The 20,850-nt window shown below is 64.9% G+C and carries 16 protein-coding genes and 1 pseudogene; 7 read left to right on the forward strand and 10 right to left on the reverse strand.

Going from position 1 to position 20,850, the window contains the following annotated elements; genetic code table 11:
• Positions 1–142 precede the first annotated feature (142 nt).
• Positions 143–991 carry a caspase family protein gene (locus IC50_RS35960; protein ID WP_035716229.1) on the reverse strand — a complete coding sequence of 283 codons (849 nt, stop codon included), beginning with the start codon at positions 989–991 and terminating at the stop codon, positions 143–145.
• Between the two features lie 420 nt (positions 992–1,411).
• Between IC50_RS35960 and IC50_RS35965 the strand changes: the two genes are divergently transcribed.
• The 3 genes from IC50_RS35965 to IC50_RS35975 all read left to right on the forward strand — a co-directional run bounded on the left by IC50_RS35965 (position 1,412) and on the right by IC50_RS35975 (position 5,442).
• Positions 1,412–3,139: a hypothetical protein gene (locus IC50_RS35965; protein WP_035716231.1), complete on the forward strand. Its 1,728-nt coding sequence runs from the start codon at positions 1,412–1,414 to the stop codon at positions 3,137–3,139.
• A gap of 290 nt (positions 3,140–3,429) precedes the next feature.
• Positions 3,430–4,152, forward strand: coding sequence for a thermonuclease family protein (locus IC50_RS35970; protein ID WP_035716233.1), 723 nt, complete (start codon positions 3,430–3,432; stop codon positions 4,150–4,152).
• Positions 4,153–4,254: 102 nt separating this feature from the next.
• On the forward strand, positions 4,255–5,442 hold the full coding sequence (locus tag IC50_RS35975) for a pyridoxal-phosphate-dependent aminotransferase family protein (protein WP_035716235.1): 1,188 nt from the start codon (positions 4,255–4,257) through the stop codon (positions 5,440–5,442).
• An 80-nt stretch (positions 5,443–5,522) separates the two neighbouring features.
• Here the strand turns inward: IC50_RS35975 and IC50_RS35980 are convergent, their stop codons facing one another.
• Positions 5,523–6,632 (reverse strand): hypothetical protein, encoded by a 1,110-nt coding sequence (locus IC50_RS35980; RefSeq protein WP_035716237.1) that lies wholly within the window; start codon positions 6,630–6,632, stop codon positions 5,523–5,525.
• Positions 6,632–8,068: an MBOAT family O-acyltransferase gene (locus tag IC50_RS35985; protein WP_035716240.1), complete on the reverse strand. Its 1,437-nt coding sequence runs from the start codon at positions 8,066–8,068 to the stop codon at positions 6,632–6,634. Before IC50_RS35985 ends, IC50_RS35980 begins: the two co-directional genes overlap by 1 nt.
• A 250-nt stretch (positions 8,069–8,318) precedes the next feature.
• Here IC50_RS35985 and IC50_RS35990 point away from each other — a divergent pair, with 250 nt between their 5' ends.
• The gene (locus IC50_RS35990; protein ID WP_035716262.1) at positions 8,319–10,424 is read left to right on the forward strand and encodes a S9 family peptidase; all 2,106 of its coding nucleotides are present in this window, start codon (positions 8,319–8,321) and stop codon (positions 10,422–10,424) included.
• 93 nt (positions 10,425–10,517) lie between these two features.
• Here IC50_RS35990 and IC50_RS35995 read toward each other — a convergent pair whose 3' ends face one another.
• Together IC50_RS35995 and araD are read right to left on the reverse strand one after the other, a co-directional pair.
• Entirely contained in the window at positions 10,518–11,237 is a 720-nt protein-coding gene (locus IC50_RS35995; protein ID WP_035716243.1) for a ribonuclease activity regulator RraA, read from the reverse strand.
• A gap of 113 nt (positions 11,238–11,350) precedes the next feature.
• Entirely contained in the window at positions 11,351–13,090 is a 1,740-nt protein-coding gene (araD, locus tag IC50_RS36000) for an L-arabinonate dehydratase (protein ID WP_035716246.1), read from the reverse strand.
• 268 nt (positions 13,091–13,358) lie between these two features.
• On the opposite strand from araD, the pseudogene IC50_RS39760 reads away from it, so the two are divergent.
• A pseudogene (locus IC50_RS39760) lies at positions 13,359–13,457 on the forward strand (response regulator); the annotation flags it as partial.
• Between the two features lie 73 nt (positions 13,458–13,530).
• Positions 13,531–17,049, forward strand: coding sequence for a PAS domain S-box protein (locus IC50_RS36005; protein WP_244429713.1), 3,519 nt, complete (start codon positions 13,531–13,533; stop codon positions 17,047–17,049).
• Positions 17,050–17,206: 157 nt separating this feature from the next.
• On the opposite strand, the gene IC50_RS36010 is transcribed toward IC50_RS36005, so the two are convergent.
• Positions 17,207–17,842, reverse strand: a complete 636-nt coding sequence (locus IC50_RS36010) for a response regulator transcription factor (RefSeq protein WP_035716263.1) — start codon at positions 17,840–17,842, stop codon at positions 17,207–17,209.
• A gap of 150 nt (positions 17,843–17,992) precedes the next feature.
• Here IC50_RS36010 and IC50_RS36015 point away from each other — a divergent pair, with 150 nt between their 5' ends.
• Positions 17,993–18,295 carry a hypothetical protein gene (locus IC50_RS36015; RefSeq protein WP_035716251.1) on the forward strand — a complete coding sequence of 101 codons (303 nt, stop codon included), beginning with the start codon at positions 17,993–17,995 and terminating at the stop codon, positions 18,293–18,295.
• 179 nt (positions 18,296–18,474) lie between these two features.
• Here IC50_RS36015 and IC50_RS36020 read toward each other — a convergent pair whose 3' ends face one another.
• The 4 genes from IC50_RS36020 to IC50_RS36035 form a co-directional block, all read right to left on the reverse strand.
• Entirely contained in the window at positions 18,475–18,978 is a 504-nt protein-coding gene (locus IC50_RS36020) for a response regulator (RefSeq protein WP_035716253.1), read from the reverse strand.
• Between the two features lie 141 nt (positions 18,979–19,119).
• Positions 19,120–19,437 (reverse strand): hypothetical protein, encoded by a 318-nt coding sequence (locus tag IC50_RS36025; protein ID WP_011083221.1) that lies wholly within the window; start codon positions 19,435–19,437, stop codon positions 19,120–19,122.
• A 2-nt stretch (positions 19,438–19,439) separates the two neighbouring features.
• Positions 19,440–20,318, reverse strand: coding sequence for a CheR family methyltransferase (locus IC50_RS36030; RefSeq protein WP_035716257.1), 879 nt, complete (start codon positions 20,316–20,318; stop codon positions 19,440–19,442).
• Between the two features lie 60 nt (positions 20,319–20,378).
• Positions 20,379–20,765, reverse strand: coding sequence for a response regulator (locus IC50_RS36035; protein ID WP_035716260.1), 387 nt, complete (start codon positions 20,763–20,765; stop codon positions 20,379–20,381).
• Positions 20,766–20,850 lie beyond the last annotated feature (85 nt).

Below are 20,850 nucleotides of genomic sequence, written 5' to 3' on the forward strand. Positions count from 1 at the left end.
CGACCCAATGACTCAGTAAGATTAGCCCTGCAGATGCGCGAAGCGCATCTGCTCGGCGTAACCCACCACTGTTGCTATCCGCGGAAAGAGAAGTGGTGGATTACGCCTTCGGCTAATCCACCCTACCAAGACCTAAGAAAAACTAGCCGCCGGCTTCGCCGAGCTGGACGTCTTCGAGCAGCGAGGACGAGACCGCCGGGACCTGGTCGCCTTCGCTGGCGCGGGCGATGGCGAGGCGGGTCTTGTTGAAGACGCTTTCGGCGCTGCTCTGCGCGTTGAGATTGTTGAGCAGCTCGCCGACCAGCACGCTGTGCTCGCCCTTGCCGTCGTCGACGACCTTGCCGGGCGAGGCCGAGGTGAGGACCAGCGCGTTGTCGGACGCGCTGATCGGCGCGAGGCCGTGGCTGTAGGAGCGGAAGCGGCGCTCATAGGGGTTGCGGCGGGAGGCGTCGACGACGACGAGCTTGGCCTTGGCGCCCTGCTCCTTCATCATCTCGAGCACGCCCTCGATCGACACGCCTTGGCGGCGGACGTCCCTCTCCTTCCAGATCACGGCATCGACCGGCAGCATGTAGCTCTCACGGCCGGCCTGCACGCCGTAGCCGCCGAAGAACAGCATGACGACGGTATCGTGCTTGATCCGCGACTTCAGGCGGTTGACGGCGCGAACCATGTCGTCCTTGGTCGCGTCTTCCACCATGTCGACGTCAAAGCCGTTCTTGCGCAGCGACGAGGACAGCGCGCGGGCGTCGTTGATCGACTGCGTCAGCGGCGCGCTGGCGTCGGGATAGTGTCCATTGCCGATGACCAGCGCCAGGCGCGAGGTCTGGCCGATCGAACCGGTGATCTGGTCGGTCGTAACAGCCTTGGCGGCGTCGATCGTGCGCATGTTGAGAGCAGCATGGGCGCCGATCGCCAGCGACACCGTGCCGATGAGGGCTGCGGCGAGCGCGATCGTGCGTCTGGAAAGGTCGAGCTGCTTTAAGTTCATCTCGGTTCGTTTCCTGTGCCAAAGACCAGCCACGCGCGCGCGTACTGTTTGAGTAGCGCGATAGCGTCTTTAGGTTTGAGGGATTGGCCGGGGAAGTGCCCCCGAATTGCGCGCAATTTGCGGCGCCGCACCAAACAAACCCTTAACCGCATATAGGCCCTCGGGCAATAGATTGCTCAAGATTTGAGCTAAGTAGCTGGATATGTTGGTTAATTCTCGGAGACAGGTTTGCGCATTCCCGGCTTCCCCGTAGCATCCCGGAGCCCGATCATGCAGCCTCCGCGCCAGTTTTTTTGTGACGATCATCACATTTGTATTTTCTGCGAATCCGGGTAGCCTTTTCAAAGACTTGCAGGGGGTGGTGTGCGGACGGCTGCGCGCTCGCCGGCCCCGGCCGAGCCCCCCGCGACCAGGTATTTCATGAGCTTTCATTATTTTGCCGGCGCCGCCTGCCGGGCGCTGACGGTGCGGAAGGACGGCCCTTCGCTTTACGACGTCTGCGATCCCATATTGCCTGACACGGTCAGCGGCGATCTGCATCTGGCCAAATTCTACAAGACCGCCCTCGGCAATCCCGCGCTGCGGATGCTGCTCCGCCGCGCCGGCCTGCCCGAGCTGCGCGACGAGACCAGGCTGACCCGGCTGCGCGAGGCACTCAAACACGCCCGCGACGATGTCGAGCCGGACTGGGCGGCGGTCGGGCGGCCGATCGCCGATCTCGTCGACAGCATCGCGCTCGATCATCCCAAGCCGCCGCCGGTGCCGTTCACCGCCGCCCTGCCGCAGAGCGCGCAGATCGACGGCGCGATCCGTGACTGCGCGCAGCATCTGCTCGGCTCGTACCGCCGCAACGGTTTCCTGCCGACCTATGCCGCCTTCAACCTGATCGGCGATCCCGATTTCCGTGGACGCGAGCTGATCATGGCGCTGACGGGCCTCAACGCGCGCGGCTACAAGAACTCCTCGCTGCTGTTCAACCTCGCCCGCGTCTTCATCGCGCGCTCGCCGGCGCGCGCCGTGGTCAATCCGCCCTGGAAGGGCATTGCCGAGCCGATGTGGGAGCCGGTGCAGATCCGGCACCGCTCGGCCTATTACGATGCGTTCTTCATCGAGGCGCTGCTGGGTTATGTCGAGACCGGGCTCGCCTCGCCTGCCGACAAGATCGCGGCGGAGCGCGCGATCGCCGACATGGTCGATTTCTGCGTCAACATCAGCCGCGAGGAGGTCGAGGGCATCGACGGCGCGCGCTTCAACGTCGTCACTGCGCTCGCGCCGGCGCCGCATCCGCGCTTTTCCCGCTACTTCGCGCAGATCAAGCAGGATCTCGGCTTCGGAATCTACGTGCCGGATTGCGACACCACGGCCTGCTCGATCTCGGCGGCGACGCAGGCCGGCTGCACGGATCCCATCATCGATCAACCGCTGCTGGACTTCTACGCCGGCTACCAGGTCCGCGCCGGCGTCAACGCGCCGCGCGTGACCGTGCCGCTCAACGACAATATCGACTATGAGGGCGGGGTTGCGACCTGGATCGACAATCTCCACGGCGAGCGCCCATACGGCAACGATCTCGATCCGACGCTCAATCTCGACATTCTCGAGGTGAGCTTTCGCAACCTGGCGCGCTGGAAGATTCTGGAGACGCCGTCGCGACTCGCCACCGTGCATCGCATCATCGGCTTCCAGAAACGGCTGGCCGCCAGCGGCGCCTTCGCCAATCCGCGCTCGCACATCTATTACCTGCCGGAACTCTACAGCGCCTATTTCGGCCGCTGCTATGCCGCCTTCCTGGCGCTGCCGCTGGCAGCGCAGGCCGCGATCGATCCCGCCGGCGATTTCGACTTCATCCGTCACCGCGTGCTGTCCTACGTCAAGGGCGAGCTGATGGCTGCGGAGATGAACGTGTTCGACGCCGCGCTGGCCCTGATCGCGCTCGGCCATCTCGGCGCCGACCCGCGCGCCTTTGCGCCGGCGCTGAACGTGATCGTCGGCGCCATCGGCGAAGGCGGCCGCCGCGGCCCGTTCCGCGCCTATGAATGGAACAAGATGAAGACGCCGACGCGAATATTGGTGGGCGGGCCGGAGGTGACGTCAGCCTTCGTGCTGATGGGCCTCGCCATAGCGAAGCGGGCGATGGCGCGGGGGTAGGTCTCTTACCCTCCCCTGGAGGGGGAGGGTCGGCACGCGATCGAGCGCAGCGAGATTGTGTGACGGGGTGGGGTGATCTCTCCGCATCGAACACTGCCCGAGAGGAGAGATCACCCCACCCCGCTCGCGCTGCGCGCGATCGACCCTCCCCCTCCAGGGGAGGGTAAGAAAACGCCATCGATCAATGACAGGAAGTTGAAAGCTCAATCGTCGGGCAAAAGCTGGCCGAGCGGACAAAAGCCGACCACAATTGCGCGGCTTATCGATCATTTCATCACACCCGGACCGGCATGTTGCGAAGATTCCTGATTGCGCTTGCTTTCCTCGCTCCCTCGCTCGCGCACGCCGCCGACATCACCGGCACCGCAAGAGTTCGCGCCGGCGATGCCGTCGTGATCGGCAACACGCGGATCCGGCTCGGCGGCATCGACGCGCCCGCGGTCGATCAGCTCTGCCTCAATACCAAGGCCGAGCGGTGGACCTGCGGCGTCGCGGCGCGCGACGAGCTCGCCAAGCACGCCGACGGCAAGAATTGGGTTTGCCACAGGAGGTCGGTCGACCGGCGCGGCCGCACCGTGGCGCGCTGCGAGGTCGGCGGCGAGGACATCCAGAAATGGCTGGTGCGCAGCGGCTGGGCGCTGGCCTATACCCGCATGTCCCACGATTATGACGCGGACGAAAAGGCCGCGCGCGAGGCCAAGGCGGGGATGTGGCAGGGCGCCTTCATCGCGCCCTGGGATTGGCGCGTGCGCAACAAGAAGACCGCCATCCTGGGCGCGACCAAGCCGCCGGACGGAGCGCATGCGGTGCTGCTCGCCTCGGCCTCGGGGCCGGTCGCACCGTCGCCGGACTGCACCATCAAGGGCAACGTCAACAGCGCCGGCGAGTGCATCTATCACCAGCCGACCAGCCGCTGGTACACCCAGATCAAGATGAAGATCAGCAAGGGCACGCGCTGGTTCTGCTCGGTCGAGGAGGCGGAAGCGGCCGGTTGCCGCGAGACGAAGCGATAGGCCAGCCCTGCGTTTTACGTGCTTTTCTCAGGACCCGGCGGCGCGTAGAAGTGTGGTTCAGCAACCCACAAGACTGCCCTCAAGCAACAAGGACCAACAGCAATGACCGTTCGCGCGGGCCGGGAATTTCTGGCCATCCCCGGGCCCACCACGATGCCCGACGAGGTGCTGCGGGCGATGCATCGTCCGGCGATCGACATCTACTCCAAGGAGATGCTCGATCTGACCGAGAGCCTGCTTGGCGACATCTCGAGGCTGTTTGCGACCAAGGGCAAGTCCTACATCTACATCGCCAACGGTCACGGCGCCTGGGAAGCGGCGCTGAGCAACGTGCTGTCGCGCGGCGACAAGGTGCTGGTGCTGGAGAGCGGACGATTCGCGATCGGCTGGGGCAACGCAGCGGCGCTGATGGGCGCCGAGGTCGAGGTGCTCAAAGGCGACTGGCGCCGCGCGGTACGGCCGCACGAGGTCGAGGAGCGCCTGCGCCGCGACAAGGAGCGCAGCATCAAGGCCGTCGTCGTGGTCCAGGTCGACACGGCTAGCGGCGTGCAGAACGATATCGAGGCGATCGGCAAGGCGATCAAGGCCAGCGGCCATCCCGCGCTGTACATGGTCGACACCGTCGCCTCGCTCGGATGCATGCCGTTCGAGATGGACGAATGGGGCGTGGACGTCGCGATGTCCGGCTCGCAGAAGGGCCTGATGACGCCGCCCGGCCTCGGCTTCGTCTCCGCCAATGCGCGCGCGCTCGAGGTGCACAAGAAGGCGAACATGTCGACGCCCTATTGGAGCTGGAGCGAGCGCGAGGGCACCGAGAACTATCGCAAATACGCCGGCACCGCGCCGGTGCATCTGTTGTTCGCGCTGCGCAAGGCGATCGACATGCTGCACGAGGAAGGGCTGGAAAACGCCTTCCGCCGCCACAGCCTGCTCGGCGAAGCCGCGCGCCGCGCGGTCTCCGCATGGTCGGAAGGCCAGGTGCTCGGCTTCAACGTGGCCGAAGCCAGCGAGCGCTCCAACACCGTGACCACCGTGACCATGAGCAACGGCCACGACCCCGCGGTGCTGCAACGCTACTGCAAGGACAAGTGCGGCGTCGTGCTCGGCACCGGCATCGGCGACCTCTCGGGGCAGGCCTTCCGCATCGCCCATATGGGCCATGTGAATGCGCCGATGCTGCTCGGCACGCTGGGCGTGATCGAGATCGGCCTGAACGCGCTGAAGATCCCGCACGGCAAGGGCGGGCTGGAAGCGGCAGTGGCGTATCTGGGCGAAGAGGTGGCGGCGTAAGGCGCCCGCCACAAACACCGCTGTCGTCCCTGCCCCGTGCGCAATTGCGCGCTAGGCAGGGACGACGGCGGAGTGTTGGGTTAGGGCTGTGGCACCCGATACACCTCGACCTGCGCCTTCAGCTCATTCAGCGACGCGGTCGGCTGCTTTGGATCGACGCGATACTCCCCACTCGCCAGCCATCTGAGCACCATGGCGTCCACCACCGGCGAATGGTGGATGACGTCGCCGTAATTGTTCAGATCGTGCGTGACCGCCTTGATCGCGCGGAAATCGTGCAGGCGCACATTGGGAAGCTGCGTCAGGCGCCGGGCGATGACGGCCGTGAGATCGGTGACGATCTTCAATGTCTCGGGCGAGGCATCACGCATGGCCACGAATTGCAGGATGGAATATGGCGGGAAGTAGATGTCGAAAGTCACGTCGGGGTGGCGGGTGATCAGGCCGACGGTATCCTGCTCGAAATGCCTGACCATGGGGTCGAAACCGTAGCCCTCGCCGAGGAAGCGGCTGCGAACGGGATCGGTGATGTAGGCGAAGGCGGCACGCGTCTTCTCCGCGTTGTAGCCGCGCGCGACGTCGAAATCCCGCGGCAGCGCATAGATGTCATCGACGTCGGGCAGCGCGAACTTGACCGGCAGAAACGGCGCCGCCCGGGTCAGCGGCTCCCGCAGCGGCGGGATCGAACGCAGCAATGCGAACAGGGATTCCTTCGCCATCGCCGCGCCGAACAGATAGGACGCGATGCCCTTGGCCGTTCCGCGATAGAGGTCGACGGAGAGATAGGGATCCGTCTCGATCTCGGCAGCATCGACGAAGATGAAATCATCCATCTCCCAGATGACACGCCGGGCGCCGCGGTCGATCGCCTGCTCCAGCACGAAGGCCTGCTGGCGCGAATTGGAGCCGGTCATCGCCAGCTTGAGCGAATGGACGCCGAGCGCGCGGTTGATCTCGCTCTGGCGGAAATGGATCGCGAGCGACGTGCCCATGAAGGCGGTGTCGAACGACTGGCTGCGGATCAGCCCGGCATTCTGCACGCGCGTGTCGTCGGAATAGAAGGCCGCGGCGAGGCGCGAGGGACGGAACAGTTGCAGCGGATCGACGACGAAGGTCAGCGCAGCCGCGGCCAGCGCGCACACGATGCTCGCGAGGAGAAGACGTCTCACATGGGTGAACGGTGCGCGCATCAGAACCGGAAATAGATGAATTCGCTGTGGCTCTGGATGCCCAAAATGCCGAACGCGAGCACCAGCGATGCACCATAGAGGACCAGCGGTCGCATTCGCCCCGCCCGCAAGGCCTCGCCGACCCTGCGGTTGCCGTGATCGTAGCCCATGATCGCCTGGGTGTTCGGCGCCAGCCACACCAGCGCCGCGTAGACCGACACCAGCACCAGCGCCGCAATCTCCTCGCGGCCAAAGACGATGTCGGCGGGATCGGCCATGGCGCGGAGGATCCCTAGCGCCCATGCGACGCTCTCGGCGCGGAAGAACACCCAGGCGACGACCACGGCAAGAAACGTCAGAACGGCTCCGACGATTCGGGCCGGGTGCGCCAGTGGCGAGGGGATATGCGGCACCAGCGCGTTGAAGGCGTGATTGAGACAGAGATAGGCGCCGTGCAGCGCGCCCCACACCACGAACGTCCAGGCCGCGCCGTGCCAGAGCCCGCCGAGCAGCATCGTGATCATCAGGTTGGCATAGCGCAGCACGCGACCCCTGCGGTTGCCGCCGAGCGGGATGTAGAGATAGTCGCGCAGGAACTGCGACAGCGTCATGTGCCAGCGCCGCCAGAACTCGACGATGCTGGTGGCCTTGTAGGGCGAATTGAAATTGACCGGCAGGAAGATACCGAACATCAGCGAAATGCCGATCGCCATGTCGGAATAGCCGGAGAAGTCGAAATAGAGCTGGAATGTGTAGGCGAGCGCGCCAAGCCAGGCCTGATCGAAGCTCGGCGAGCGCGCCTCGAAGGCGAGCGCGACCAGCGGCTGGATGCCGTCGGCAAGGCAGGTCTTCTTGAACAGGCCGATCGCGAAGATGATGATTCCGCACAGGGTCAGATGCGCGTCCGCATGTTTCGATTCCTCCCGCTCGAATTGCGGGATCATGTCCTTGTGGTGGAGGATCGGACCGGCGATCAGATGCGGGAAATAGGTCACGAACAGCGCGTAATGCGGCAGCGCATAGGCCGCGACCTGGCCGCGATAGGCATCGACCAGGAACGCGATCTGGGTGAACGTATAGAAGGAGATGCCGACCGGCAGCAGGATGTGGACCGCAACATGCGTGCCGAGCAGCGCGTTGATGTTCTCGGCGGCAAAGCCGGCATATTTGAAGATGCCGAGCACGACGAGATCGCCGACGACGCCGGAAGCGAGCGCTGCCCGGCGCCGTGACGGATTGAGCTCCGCCATGATCAGGAGATGACCGATGCCGTAGTTGAACGCGATCGAGACCAGCAACAGGGCCACGAACCGCCAATTGCCGATGGCATAGAAGGCCAGCGAGGCCAGCGCCAGCCAGATCACCGGAGCCAGATTGCTGCGCCGGCCGAGCCAGAAGTAGCCGGCCAGCAGGACCGGCAGGAACAGCAGGATGAAGGAATAGGAATTGAACAGCATCAGGCTGGACCGGCGGCGGGGATATCGTCCCTAAAGCATACACGGGGCCGGTCAACAACCCGAGGCCTGGCCGTGCCAGCGCTGGCAATTCCGGTGCCTGTCGCCATATTATGGCCGACCCGCCGCCTTCTACGGCCGTCATTGCCGGGCCTGGCCCGGCAATCCATCGCTGAAGATTTCGTCTTTGATGGAAGCGCCGGTCAAGCCCGCGTATGACGAGATGGGTATCGGTGAGACGAACGAGGACCGAGTGACACAAGCCAAGACGCCTTCGAAGCCCCCCGTCGCCCCGCGCCAGCCGCATTCCTTCACGCGGCACGGCATCACCGTGACCGACGACTATGCCTGGCTGAAGGACGCGAAATGGCAGGAGGTGCTGCGCGATCCCAAGGTGCTCGACCCGGATATCCGCAAATATCTGGACGAAGAGAACGGCTACACCGAGAGCCTGCTCGGCCACACCGCGCCCCTGCAGAAGACGCTGGTGCGCGAGATGCGCGGGCGGATCAAGGAGGACGATTCCAGCGTGCCGTCGCCGGACGGTCCCTTCGCCTATTTCCGCAGGTTTCGCGAGGGCGGGCAGCACGAGCTGTTCGGCCGCATGCCGCGCGACGGCGGCGAAGAACACATCGTGCTGGACGGCGACGCGCTCGCCAAGGACCACAAATATTTCAAGTTTGGCGGCAGCCGGCACTCGCACGACCACAAGCTGCAGGCCTGGAGCGCGGACACCAAGGGCTCCGAATATTTTTCCGTCCGCGTCCGCGACTGGGCAACCGGGACGGATCTCGACGACCTCGTCGAGGAGACCGACGGCGGCGTGGTCTGGACCGCGGACTGCAGGAGCTTCTTCTATGTGAAGCTCGACGACAATCACCGTCCGATGCAGGTGTGGCGGCACAAGCTCGGCACCAAGCAGGCCGACGACACGCTGATCTATGAGGAGCAGGATGCCGGCTGGTTCACCCATCTGCACGAGAGCACCAGCGGCCGCTTCTGCGTGATCGCAGGCGGCGACCACGAGACAAGCGAGCAGCGGCTGATCGATCTCGCCCATCCCGAGGCGCCGCCGCGGCTGGTCGCGGCGCGCGAGGAGGGCGTGCAATATTCGCTCGCCGATCGCGGCGACGAGCTCTTCATCCTCACCAATGCCGACGACGCCATCGACTTCAAGATCGTCACGGCGCCGCTGGCCGCACCCGAGCGCAGCAACTGGCGCGACCTGATCCCGCACCGCACCGGGCTCTACATCATCGACATCGATCTCTATGCCGGTCATCTGGTGCGGCTCGAACGCTCCCATGCGCTGCCGGCGATCGTGATCCGCGACCTCGCAACGAGCGAGGAGCACGAGATTTCGTTCGAAGAAGCCGCCTATTCGCTCGACACGATGGGCTCCTACGAATTCGACACGGCGAATTTGCGATTCTCCTATTCGTCGATGACCACGCCGTCGGAGGTCTACGACTATGACATGGTCAAGCGCACGCGCGTCCTTCGCAAGCGGCAGGAGATTCCGTCCGGCCACGATGCCGCCGACTACGTCACGACGCGCATCATGGCGAAAGCGCAAGACGGCGCCGAGGTGCCGGTCTCGATCCTCTATCGCCGCGGGCTCGCGCTCGACGGCACCGCGCCGCTCCTGCTCTACGGCTACGGCTCCTACGGCATGGCGATGCCGGCCTCGTTCAACGCCAACCGCCTGTCGCTGGTCGATCGCGGCTTCGTGTACGCCATCGCCCATATCCGCGGCGGCACCGACAAGGGCTGGAGCTGGTATCTCGACGGCAAGCGCGAGAAGAAGACGAACAGCTTCGACGATTTTGCCGCAAGCGCGCGAGCGCTGATCGAGACGAAATACACCAGTGCCAAGCGCATCGTCGGCCATGGCGGCTCGGCCGGCGGCATGCTGATGGGCGCGGTCGCCAATCGCGCCGGCGAATTGTTCGCCGGGATCGTCGCCGAGGTGCCGTTCGTCGACGTGCTCAACACCATGCTCGACGACACGCTGCCGCTGACGCCGCCGGAATGGCCGGAATGGGGCAACCCGATCGAGAGCGAGAAGGATTTTCGCACCATCCTGTCCTATTCGCCTTACGACAACGTCGCGGCAAAGGAGTATCCGGCGATCCTGGCAATGGGCGGACTTACTGATCCCCGGGTCACTTACTGGGAGCCTGCCAAATGGATCGCGCGCCTGCGCGCCACCATGACCGGCGGCGGCCCGGTCCTGCTCCGGACCAACATGGGCGCCGGCCACGGCGGCGCGTCGGGACGATTCGACCGGCTCGACGAAGTCGCGATCGTCTATGCGTTCGCGCTCTGGGCCGTGGGGATGGCGGGGGCCGGGGTGTAAGTACACCCACCGCTGTCGTCCCGGACAAGCGCAGCGAAGCGGAGCGCAGATCCGGGACGACAGTGGAGAATATCGCGCTAACTTCGGGCCGCATTACCTTCCGTTCTTCTTCCGCCATTCCGCGAAGTCGGTGAGCGTCTGCGGGTCCGTGGCGGGATAAAGACCGAAGATGCTGCGGCCCTTGCCGACTTCCTCGGTGACGAAGTCCTCGAACGCGGTCATCTCGAAGGTCTCGTTGGCGATCTCGTCGGCGAGATGCACGGGGATGACGATGACGCCGTCGGCATCGCCGAGGATGACGTCACCGGGAAACACCGGGGCATCACCGCAGCCGATCGGCACGTTGATCTCGATCGCCTGGTGCAGCGTCAAATTGGTCGGCGCGCTCGGGCGGTGGTGAAAGGCTGGGAAGCCGAGTTTTGCAATTTCGGCGGAATCGCGAAAACCGCCGTCGGTGACGACGCCGGCGACACCGCGCTTCATCAGCCGCGTCACCAGGATCGCGCCTGCCGATGCCGCGCGGGCGTCCTTGCGGCTGTCCATCACCAGCACGCTGCCTGCCGGGCACTCCTCGACCGCCTTGCGCTGCGGATGCGAACGGTCCTTGAACACGTCGATCGCGTTGAGATCCTCGCGCGCCGGCATGTAGCGCAGCGTGAAGGCCTCACCGACCATGGTCGGCTGATCGGGACTTAGGGGATGCACATCCTGGATCATCTGGATGCGCAGGCCGCGCTTGAACAGGGCGGTGGCGACCGTGGCGGTGGCGACGGATTTGAGCTTGTTGCGGGTGGCTTCGCTGAGTTTGGTCATGGGCATCCTCATCTGTCATTCCGGGGCGATGCGAAGCATCGAACTCCGGTGCGCCCTTGCGCACCTGAGAATCTCGAGGTTCCGGGTTCGCTTCGCGCCCTGGAACGACGGGGCTAGTAAATCGACGGCTCGCCGATCGGCGCGCCGAAACCGGTCTCGAGGAAATCGAAGTCGCAACCGTCATTCGCCTGCTTGATGTGCCTGGTGAACATCCAGCCATAACCGCGCTCGAAGCGAGGCTCGGGCTGCTTCCAGGCGGCGCGGCGCCTGTCGAGCTCGGCCTCGCTCACTTCGAGATTGATGGTGCGCGCGGCGACGTCGAGCGTGATGCGGTCGCCGTTCCGCACCAGCGCCAGCGGACCGCCGATATAGGACTCCGGCGAAACATGCAGGATGCAGGCGCCGTAGCTGGTGCCGCTCATGCGCGCATCCGAGATGCGCACCATGTCGCGCACGCCCTGCTTCACGAGCTTGGTCGGGATCGGCAGCATGCCCCATTCCGGCATGCCCGGCCCGCCCTGCGGCCCCGCATTGCGCAAGATGAGAATATGGTCCTCGGTGACGTCCAGATCGGGATCGTCGACGGCCTTCTTCATCGAGGGATAGTCGTCGAACACCAGCGCCGGTCCCGTATGCTTGAGGAAGCGCGGCGCGCAGGCGCTCGGCTTGATGACGCAGCCGCCGGGCGCGAGATTGCCCTTGAGCACGGCGAGCGCGCCCTCCTTGTAGATGGGATTGTCGATGGAGCGGATCACGTCGGCGTTGTGGACCTCGGCGCCCTCGATGTTCTCAGCCACCGTCTTGCCGGTGACGGTGATGCAGTCGAGATGCAGATGCGGCTTGATCTGGCCCATCAGCGCCGGCAGGCCGCCAGCATAGAAGAAGTCCTCCATCAGATAGGTGTCGCCGCTCGGCCGCACATTGGCGATGACGGGCACCCTGCGGCTCGCGGTCTCGAAATCGTCGAGGCCGATGTCCTGGCCGGCGCGGCGGGCCTGCGCGATGAGATGGATGATGGCGTTGGTGGAGCAGCCCATCGCCATCGCCACCGCGATCGCGTTCTCGAAGGCTTTGCGGGTCTGGATCACCTTCGGCGTCAGGTCCTCCCACACCATTTCGACGATGCGGCGGCCGCATTCACTGGCCATGCGGATGTGGTTGGCGTCGGCGGCGGGAATCGAGGAGGCGCCAGGCAGGGTCATGCCGATCGCCTCCGCGATCGCGGTCATGGTCGAGGCCGTGCCCATGGTCATGCAGGTGCCGTAGCTGCGGGCGATCCCGGCTTCGATGTCGAGCCAGTCCTTGTCGGAGATCTTGCCGGCGCGGCGCTCGTCCCAATATTTCCAGCCGTCGGAGCCGGAGCCGAGCGTCTTGCCCTTCCAGTTGCCGCGCAGCATGGGACCTGCCGGCAAATAGATTGCCGGAATATTCATCGAGGTCGCCCCCAGCAGCAGCGCCGGCGTGGTCTTGTCGCAACCGCCCATCAGCACCACGCCGTCGACGGGATAGCTGCGCAGCAATTCCTCGGCATCCATCGCCAGCAGATTGCGATAGAGCATCGTGGTGGGCTTGAGCAGCGATTCCGACAGCGACAGCGCCGGCAGCTCCAGCGGCAGGCCGCCGGCCATCAGGATACCGCGCTTGACGTCGTCGACACGCGATTTGAAGTGCATGTGACAGGGCTGCGCGTCCGACCAGGTGTTGAGGATCGCGATGATCGGGCGATCCTTCCACTCCTCGGGGGCATAGCCCATCTGCATGGCGCGGGAGCGGTGGCCGAACGAGCGCAGATCGTCGGGCGCGAACCAGCGCGCGCTGCGGAGCTGGTCGGGCGTCTTCTTCTTGCTGGTCATTTTATTCCTTGTCCGTCCGAAGAATTCGCCCTGCTCTTCTCACAGGCCATCCATACCCGGCAAGGCGCTGGGCGAGCCGAAGGCGAACCTCTGCTATGCACTCAGGCGTACATACGGACGGTGCGGCGCAATAAATCGGCGGGCCTCAGGCCGGAGCGCCTCCGAAGTGCTTGCCGGCAGACGAGAAACCGCGCAACCATTTCACGTTTTTGATGGCTGTGATTATGGTCGCTGGGGACTTTCCCCACCGACCTGGAGGATTTCAGACGTGGCCAACATCCTGATCGTGGATGACGATCCGGCCTTAGAGATCACCATCCAGCCACGGGAACGGGCTGGTCATCACGTGACGGTCGCCGGCGATGGCTGCAGATGACCAGGACATCCCCTCCGCTCCGAGCCAGACCAGGCACGATACGGCAAGCCCGGCGAAAATCCCCATGAGACCAGCAACGACGCTGGCAACGCGGCTGGCCATCGCGATGATCCTGCTGGTGGCGGTGACCGTGGGCGCAGTCGGATGGTTGGGCTATCGCAACACCACACAGGCCGTCATTCCGCGGGTCCTGGAGCGGGTTGAAGCCCAGTCGCACCTGCTCGCGAGCAATCTCGAATCCTACGTTGCCGGCGCGCGCGGCGATCTGATCGGCTATCGCGCCGCAGCGGCAATCAATGGCCTCATCCGCGCTCGCACCGGTGGTGGAATCGACCCCGCCGATGGCGTCTCGGAACGAACCTGGCGCGAGCGTATCGCGGCGCGGCTCGCGGCCGAGATCGAGGCCAAGCCCATCTATGGGCAGTTTCGGATCATCGGTGTCGACAACGACCAGCACGAACTGGTCCGTGTCGATCGCTCCGGGCCGAACGGAGGAGCACGGATCGCCCCGGACGGCGAACTGGAGCGCAAGGGCGACCGAACCTACTTCAAGGAAACGATGCGGCTCGGGCCCGGCGAGATTTACGTGTCTCCCGTCGATCTCGCGACCCGCCACGGGGGAACCACGGCCGCTCACGCTCCGACTTTGCGGGTCGCGATGCCTCTGTTTACAGCCGACGGCAAGCCGTTCGGCATCATCGTCGCCAATATCGACATGCGCCCGGCACTCGACCGCGTCCGCTCCGCCGCGACCTCGGGAGGAGAGATCTACCTCGTGAATTCGCGCGGCGATTATCTCATCCATCCCGATCGCGCGCGGGAGTTCGGCTCGCTGCGCGGCCACCGCACCAACTGGCGCGATGATTTCCCGTTCTTCTCGGCCTTGGCCGGCACCACGGACATATCCACACGGCTCATGACCGACGAGTCGGGCCGGCCGAACGGCGCGGCGATCGCGCCGGCGCTGCTGGCGGGCAAGGAATGGGTCGCGATCATCGTGACCATTCCCCCGGCCGTCTTCGGCCGGGTGCCGGCCGCCATCCAAAAGACGTCCGTGCTGGTCGGCGTGCTTGCCATCCTCGCCGCGGCGGCGCTCGCGGTGTTGCTGGCGCGTTCATTGACCCGCCCGATCGGCCGCCTGACCGCGGCCGTGGAGGCGATCGGCCGCGGAAAGCCGGCGAACATCCCCGTCGATGCCAGCGGCGAGACGGGCGTGCTGGCGCGGGCTTTCGCCCGGATGGTCGAGGAGACGCGGGTGAAGACGGCCGCCCTCGAGCGCGAAATCCGGGAGCATCGCCGCACCGAGGCCGCACGAAGCCATCACGCGGCGCGCGAGAGGCTGTTCAGCGCCGCAGTGGAATCGTCCGACGATGCGATCGTGATGCAGACGCTCGATGCGGTCGTCACGGGCTGGAATCCGGCCGCCGAACGCCTTTACGGCTATTCGGCGGATGAGGCGATCGGCCAGCCCACGTCGATCATTGTCCCGCCCGACCGCCGCGAGCATGGCAAGGACTATTTGCGGCGGATCGCGCGGGGCGAGCCGATCGAACGGTTCGAGACGGTGCGCCTGCGCAAGAACGGCACGCCGGTCGAAATCTCGCTCAGCCTCTCGCCGATCAGGGGACCATCCGGCGAGATCGTCGGCGTCTCCGGGAGCGCGCGCAGCCTGACCGAGGCGCGGCGCGCCGAGCGGGCGCTGCAGCACCAGATCGAGGAGCGGCGACAGATCTTCGAGACATCGCAGGACCTCATCATGATCATGGATGCGCGGGGCCATATCGCGCAGATCAGCCCGAGCAGCGAAGCCATTCTCGGCTACCGGCCCCCCGAGATGATCGGCCGCAGCGGCGCCGATTTCATTCATCCCGGTCATCTGGAGCAGTCGCGCGCCGAGATGCGCGCCTTGCGGCGCGGCGAGCGTCCAAAGCTCGCCGACACCCGCTGCATCCACAAGAGCGGCCACGAGGTCTGGCTGTCCTGGCTCGGCAACTGGTCCGAGCCGGCGCATCGATTTTTCTTCGTCGGTCGCGACATGACCGAGGCACGGCTCGCGCAGGAATCCCTGCGCGAGAGCGAGCGGCTCGCCCGCAACATCGTCGAAACCTCGCTCGACGCCTTCGTCCAGACCGACGAGACCTCTAGCATCCTGAACTGGAATTCGCAGGCGGAACGGCTCTTCGGCTGGCGCCGGGACGAGGTGCTCGGCAAGAACACGATCGATCTGATCGTCGCCGAGAGCGAGCGCGAGAGAGTGAGGGCGGGGCTGAAGCATTTCCTCGAGAACGAGGACGGCAGGACGCTGAACCGCCGCCACGAGCTCATGTGTCGCCGCCGCGACGGCAAGGAATTCAAGGCCGAGCTGAGCGTCACCGCCCTGAAGCGCCGCGAGGGCCTGCTGTTCAACGTCTTCTACCGCGATCTCACCGACAAGATCGCCGCCGAGGAGCGCATCCGCCATGCCGAGAAAATGGAGGCTGTCGGCCAGCTGACCGGCGGCGTGGCGCACGACTTCAACAACATTCTCACCGTCATCACCGGAACGATCGAGATCCTCGCAGAGGCGGTCGCGAAGGAGCCGCAGCTCGCGGCCATCACGAAGATGATCGACGAGGCCGCCGCGCGCGGCGCCGATCTGACCCAGCACCTGCTCGCCTTCGCGCGCAAGCAGCCGCTCCAGCCGCGCGAGATCGACATCAACTCGCTGATCGTCGACACCGCGAAACTGTTGCGGCCGACGCTGGGCGAGCATATCCAGATCGAATCGGTGTTCGAGGACGAGAATTGCGTCGCGATCGTCGACCCCAACCAGCTCACCACCGCGATCCTCAACCTCGCGCTCAATGCGCGCGACGCCATGCCCGGCGGCGGCAAGCTGATCCTGGAGACTGGCGCCGCCTATCTCGACGAGGTCTATGCCAACGTCAACGACGTTCGCCCCGGTTACTACGTGCTGATCGCCGTGAGCGACACCGGCACCGGGATCCCTGCGAACATGCTGACCAGGGTGTTCGACCCCTTCTTCACCTCGAAAGGACCAGGCAAGGGCACCGGACTCGGGCTTTCGATGGTCTACGGCTTCATCAAGCAGTCCGCAGGTCACATCAGGATCTACAGCGAGGAAGGCCACGGCACCACGATCAAGATGTACCTGCCGCCCGGCAAGACGCCGACGGCGGCCGGCGAGGGCGTGACGCCGGCGACGATCGAGGGCGGACACGAGACGATCCTCGTGGTCGAGGACGACCGGCTGGTGCGGGACTACGTGCTGGCGCAACTGCATTCGCTGGGTTACGTCACCTTGCAGGCCGCGAACGCCGCGGAGGCGCTCGCGATCGTCGCCACCGGAAAGCCGTTCGACCTCCTGTTCACCGACGTCATCATGCCCGGCAAGATGAACGGACGGCAGCTCGCCGACCAGCTGACGAAGACGCGCCCGGATCTCAAGGTGGTCTACACGTCAGGCTATACCGAGAACGCGATCATCCATCACGGCCGGCTGGATTCGGGTGTTCTCCTGCTGGCGAAGCCCTATCGCAAGTTGGATCTGGCGCGGATCATCCGCAAGGCGCTGAGCGGGTGATTGCTCTCGTGTCCCGGACGCACTGCGGCGCGCAAGCGCTGCTGTGCAGAGCCGGGACCCAGAATGTTGAGCCGTGAAGTTGGAGAGATGGGCCCCGGCTCAGCAGCGCATCATTGCATGATGCGCTGCGTCCGGGGCACGAGAGAGAATCAGCCACTCACGACGCGCGCTGGGCCGCGGTCATCACGATGCGGATCAGATCGGCGGCATTGCGCGCGCCGAGCTTCTTCATGATGTTGGCGCGATGGTCCTCGATGGTGCGCGGGCTGATGCCCAGCGTACGGCCGGCTTCCTTGTTGGATGCACCGGAGGCGAACTGCTCCAGCACCTCGCGCTCCCTGCGCGTCAACGGCTCGCGTCCGGGGAAATGCAGCGAGCCGAACTTCGGCGCCGCATTCTGCGCCTGCCTGCGTGCATAGGCGCCAATCGCCTCGTCGAGCCGGCCGACGATCTCGCTGCCGCGGAACGGCTTCTCGATGAAGTCGAGGGCGCCGCTCTTGATCGCGCCCACCGCCATCGCGATGTCGCCCTGCCCGGAGATCATGAAGATCGGCGCCGGATAGTCCTCGCCGTGCAACTCCTTCAGGATGTCGAGACCCGACTTTCCGGGAATATGTACGTCGAGCAGGATCGCAGCCGGTGTTCGATTTCGCGCGACGGAGAGCAGCGCCGCGCCGTCCGCAAAACAGATCACCTCATAGCCCGCTGCCTTCAACACCATCGACAAGGTGTCGCGAACGGCAGGGTCGTCGTCCACCACGAAGATTTCACCGCGAGAGCTTTGTTCGGCCATGTGCCACATCCCGTTGGCATGAAGGACTCGCGTCCGCGCCAATCGTTTATGGCGTTAGGCGCGGATTCGGCCCACCCGTATTTGTACGGGACATGGACTTAACGCACAAGTAGCGACGAGGTGCCTAATTGCGGGACACGGAGAATATCCATGCTAAATTGCGCTGACACACTCCCGCTTGTCACGACGTCCGCAACTGACAGCCGTCAGTTGATCGCGGCCGATCTTCGCGCCCTGATCGCGCGCATCGAGATCAGCATGCGCCTGATCGACGCAGCCATGGCGGAGGAGGACGTGGCTGGGCACCTCGGCGTCATCGCGGGTTCCACCGAGATTTTCGTGCTCGACGACGTCACGCCCCGTTATGCCGCGGCGAGCGCCGCGCTCAATGCCTGCCGGGCGGGGCTTGACCACGCCCTGCAACAATTGTCTGAATCCGTCAGCCCGGCGTAGGCCGATCAGCGGCGGAGCCGCCGCAGCCGATTGCATGGCAGCTCCGCGCCTTAAAGCGCGATGCGATTGGGATGAATCGTCATCGCGCTTTAAGTTGTTGTTTGAGCATGATCTCCGCGCAAACGCGTTCCGCGTTTGTCGCGAGGGAAAAGCCGCTGTGCACTTTTCCGGATCATGCGTTAGGCGCGGTGCCGTTCCACGATCGCGTCGGTCGCGACACCCCCCCAGGTATGGATCGCCGGCAAGCCCATCGCGATCTTGCCGAGATTGGCGAGGCTGATGCGCAGAGCCGCGAGGTCGAGCGGCTTCGGCAGGCTCTGCAGCTCGATCCCGACGGAGCGGGCGAAGCTGCGGGCGGCACTGCGGCGCTTGCCGTCCATGCCGCTGATGACGATCACCGAGCCCGAAAATTTTGCGCTCGCCATTTCGCGCAGCACGTCGATGCCGTCGCCATCCTCCAGCACGAGATCGAGCGTCACGCAGTCAAAGCGCGCGGCGCGGAGCTTCTCGATCGCGTCCGCCACGGATGGTGCCACGGTGACTTCGTGGCCGGCCTGCTTGGCGGCGACCGCGATCAGGCGGCGCTGCGTGGCGTCGTCGTCGACCACCAGGAGCTGAAGCGCACGTCGCTCGGCGACGTCAGGCAGGTTCGACGGGATGGGGGAAAGGGAACTTCTGGGCATTTCCGTATCCTGAGATTGAGACCTTCAACGGATACACGGATCGCGCTTAGGCCACGTAAAGCTGTTGCGGCCAATTGATTCGAATGGGTTCAGCAAATGTGAGACAACGTGGCGGAAAGAGTGGCGACAGCTGCGGCCGGATCACGCCGCGGCGTCATGACCGCCGGCCGCACCGCGCTTCTTCCTGTTCTTGCCGCGAAGGAACTGGATGTCCATTTCGGCGCCGTTGACGCGGACCAGCTCGCAGCGGCGGTAGGCGAGGCCCGTTGACGACAACAGCAGGAAGAACTCCTTCAGGTTCAGTCCCTGGATCGAGCCCTCCACCGTGAGGATGGCGTCGGTGTCGGAGATCGCGTTGAGCTTGCAGTCGCGCCGCCAGGTGCCGTCGATGGCCATGATGCAGACATCATAACCGCGGCTGAACGTCACGCGTTCCGCGCCCTTGCCATCCTCGGCCATGCTTATTGTCCCGCCATTGCCGCCATGCGCGGCGCCACACCGGCGGGCACCGGCCTGGCCGCTGCCGCACGCGGGTCGTTCGGCTTGTAGAGGCCGCGCCGCTCCGGAATCGGCCTGAACGTATCGGTGAGTCCGACCACGGTTTCGGCGGCACCCAGCACCAGGAAGCCGTCCGGCTCGATCTGGCGCGCCAGCCGGTTGAAGATGTTGATCTTGGTATCCTGGTCGAAATAGATCAGTACGTTGCGGCAGAAGATGACGTCGAAGGTGCCGAGCTGGGCAAAATCGTGCAGCAGGTTGAGCTGGCGATGCTGGATCATCGCCCGCAATTCGGGATTGATCTGCCAGGTCTCGCCGGTCTGCTTGAAATACTTGACCAGCATCTGGATCGGCAGGCCCCGCTGCACCTCGAATTGGCTGTAGACGCCGGCCTTGGCCTTCTCCAGCACCTCTTGCGACAGGTCGGTCGCGATGATCTCGACGCGCCAGCCGGTGAGGGCCGCGCCCATCTCCTTCAGGCACATCGCCAGCGAATAGGGCTCCTGTCCGGTCGAGCCGGCGGCGCACCAGATGCGGATGCTGCGGCGGCCGGCCCGGGCCTTGATGATCTCGGGCATGATGGTGTCGCGGAAGTGGTCGAACGGGACCTTGTCGCGGAAGAAGAAGGTCTCGTTGGTGGTCATGGCTTCGACCACGTCGGTGATCAGCGTGCGCGAGCCGGCCTGCAGCTTCTGCACGAGCTCGGTGATGCCGGGGAGCCCGGCCTTGCGGGCGAGCGGCAACAAGCGGCTTTCGATCAGATATTGCTTGTCTGCGGACAGGTCGAGACCGGAATTATCCTTCAGAAACTTGCGCAGATACTCATACTCGGTCGGGGTCACTGATGGCCTCTCGGAAGCTGCACTGGAACATTCTGGCCCGAACACGCAGGCCAGACACACTCAGACCATGGTTTGTCCGACCGGTATCAAACCTACTTCAGCGAACTTGTCGGCGATGATGTCCTTGTCGAAGGGCTTCATGATGTACTCGTTGGCGCCGCCGCTGAGCGCCTGGGCGATATGAGCCACGTTGTTCTCGGTGGTGCAGAACACCACCTTGGGCTGGTCGCCGCCGGGCAGGCGGCGCATGTGGCCCATGAACTCGAAACCGTCCATGACGGGCATGTTCCAGTCGAGCAGGACCGCATCGGGCAGCTGCCGCTGGCAGATCTCGAGCGCCTTCGAGCCGTCCTCGGCCTCGGTAACTTCGAATTTCAGCCCTTCCAGGATCCGGCGCGCGATCTTGCGTACGACGCTGGAATCATCGACCACCAAACATGTCTTCATTTTGGTTCTCCGGCTTCGATGGTTTCGTTGGCTCAGGCAGCCATCTGCGCTTTGGTTTCGAGCTCGAGGACGCGATCGACGTCGA

Origin of the sequence: Bradyrhizobium genomosp. I (2014) (assembly GCF_000261685.1) — a bacterium.
Lineage (GTDB): Bacteria > Pseudomonadota > Alphaproteobacteria > Rhizobiales > Xanthobacteraceae > Bradyrhizobium.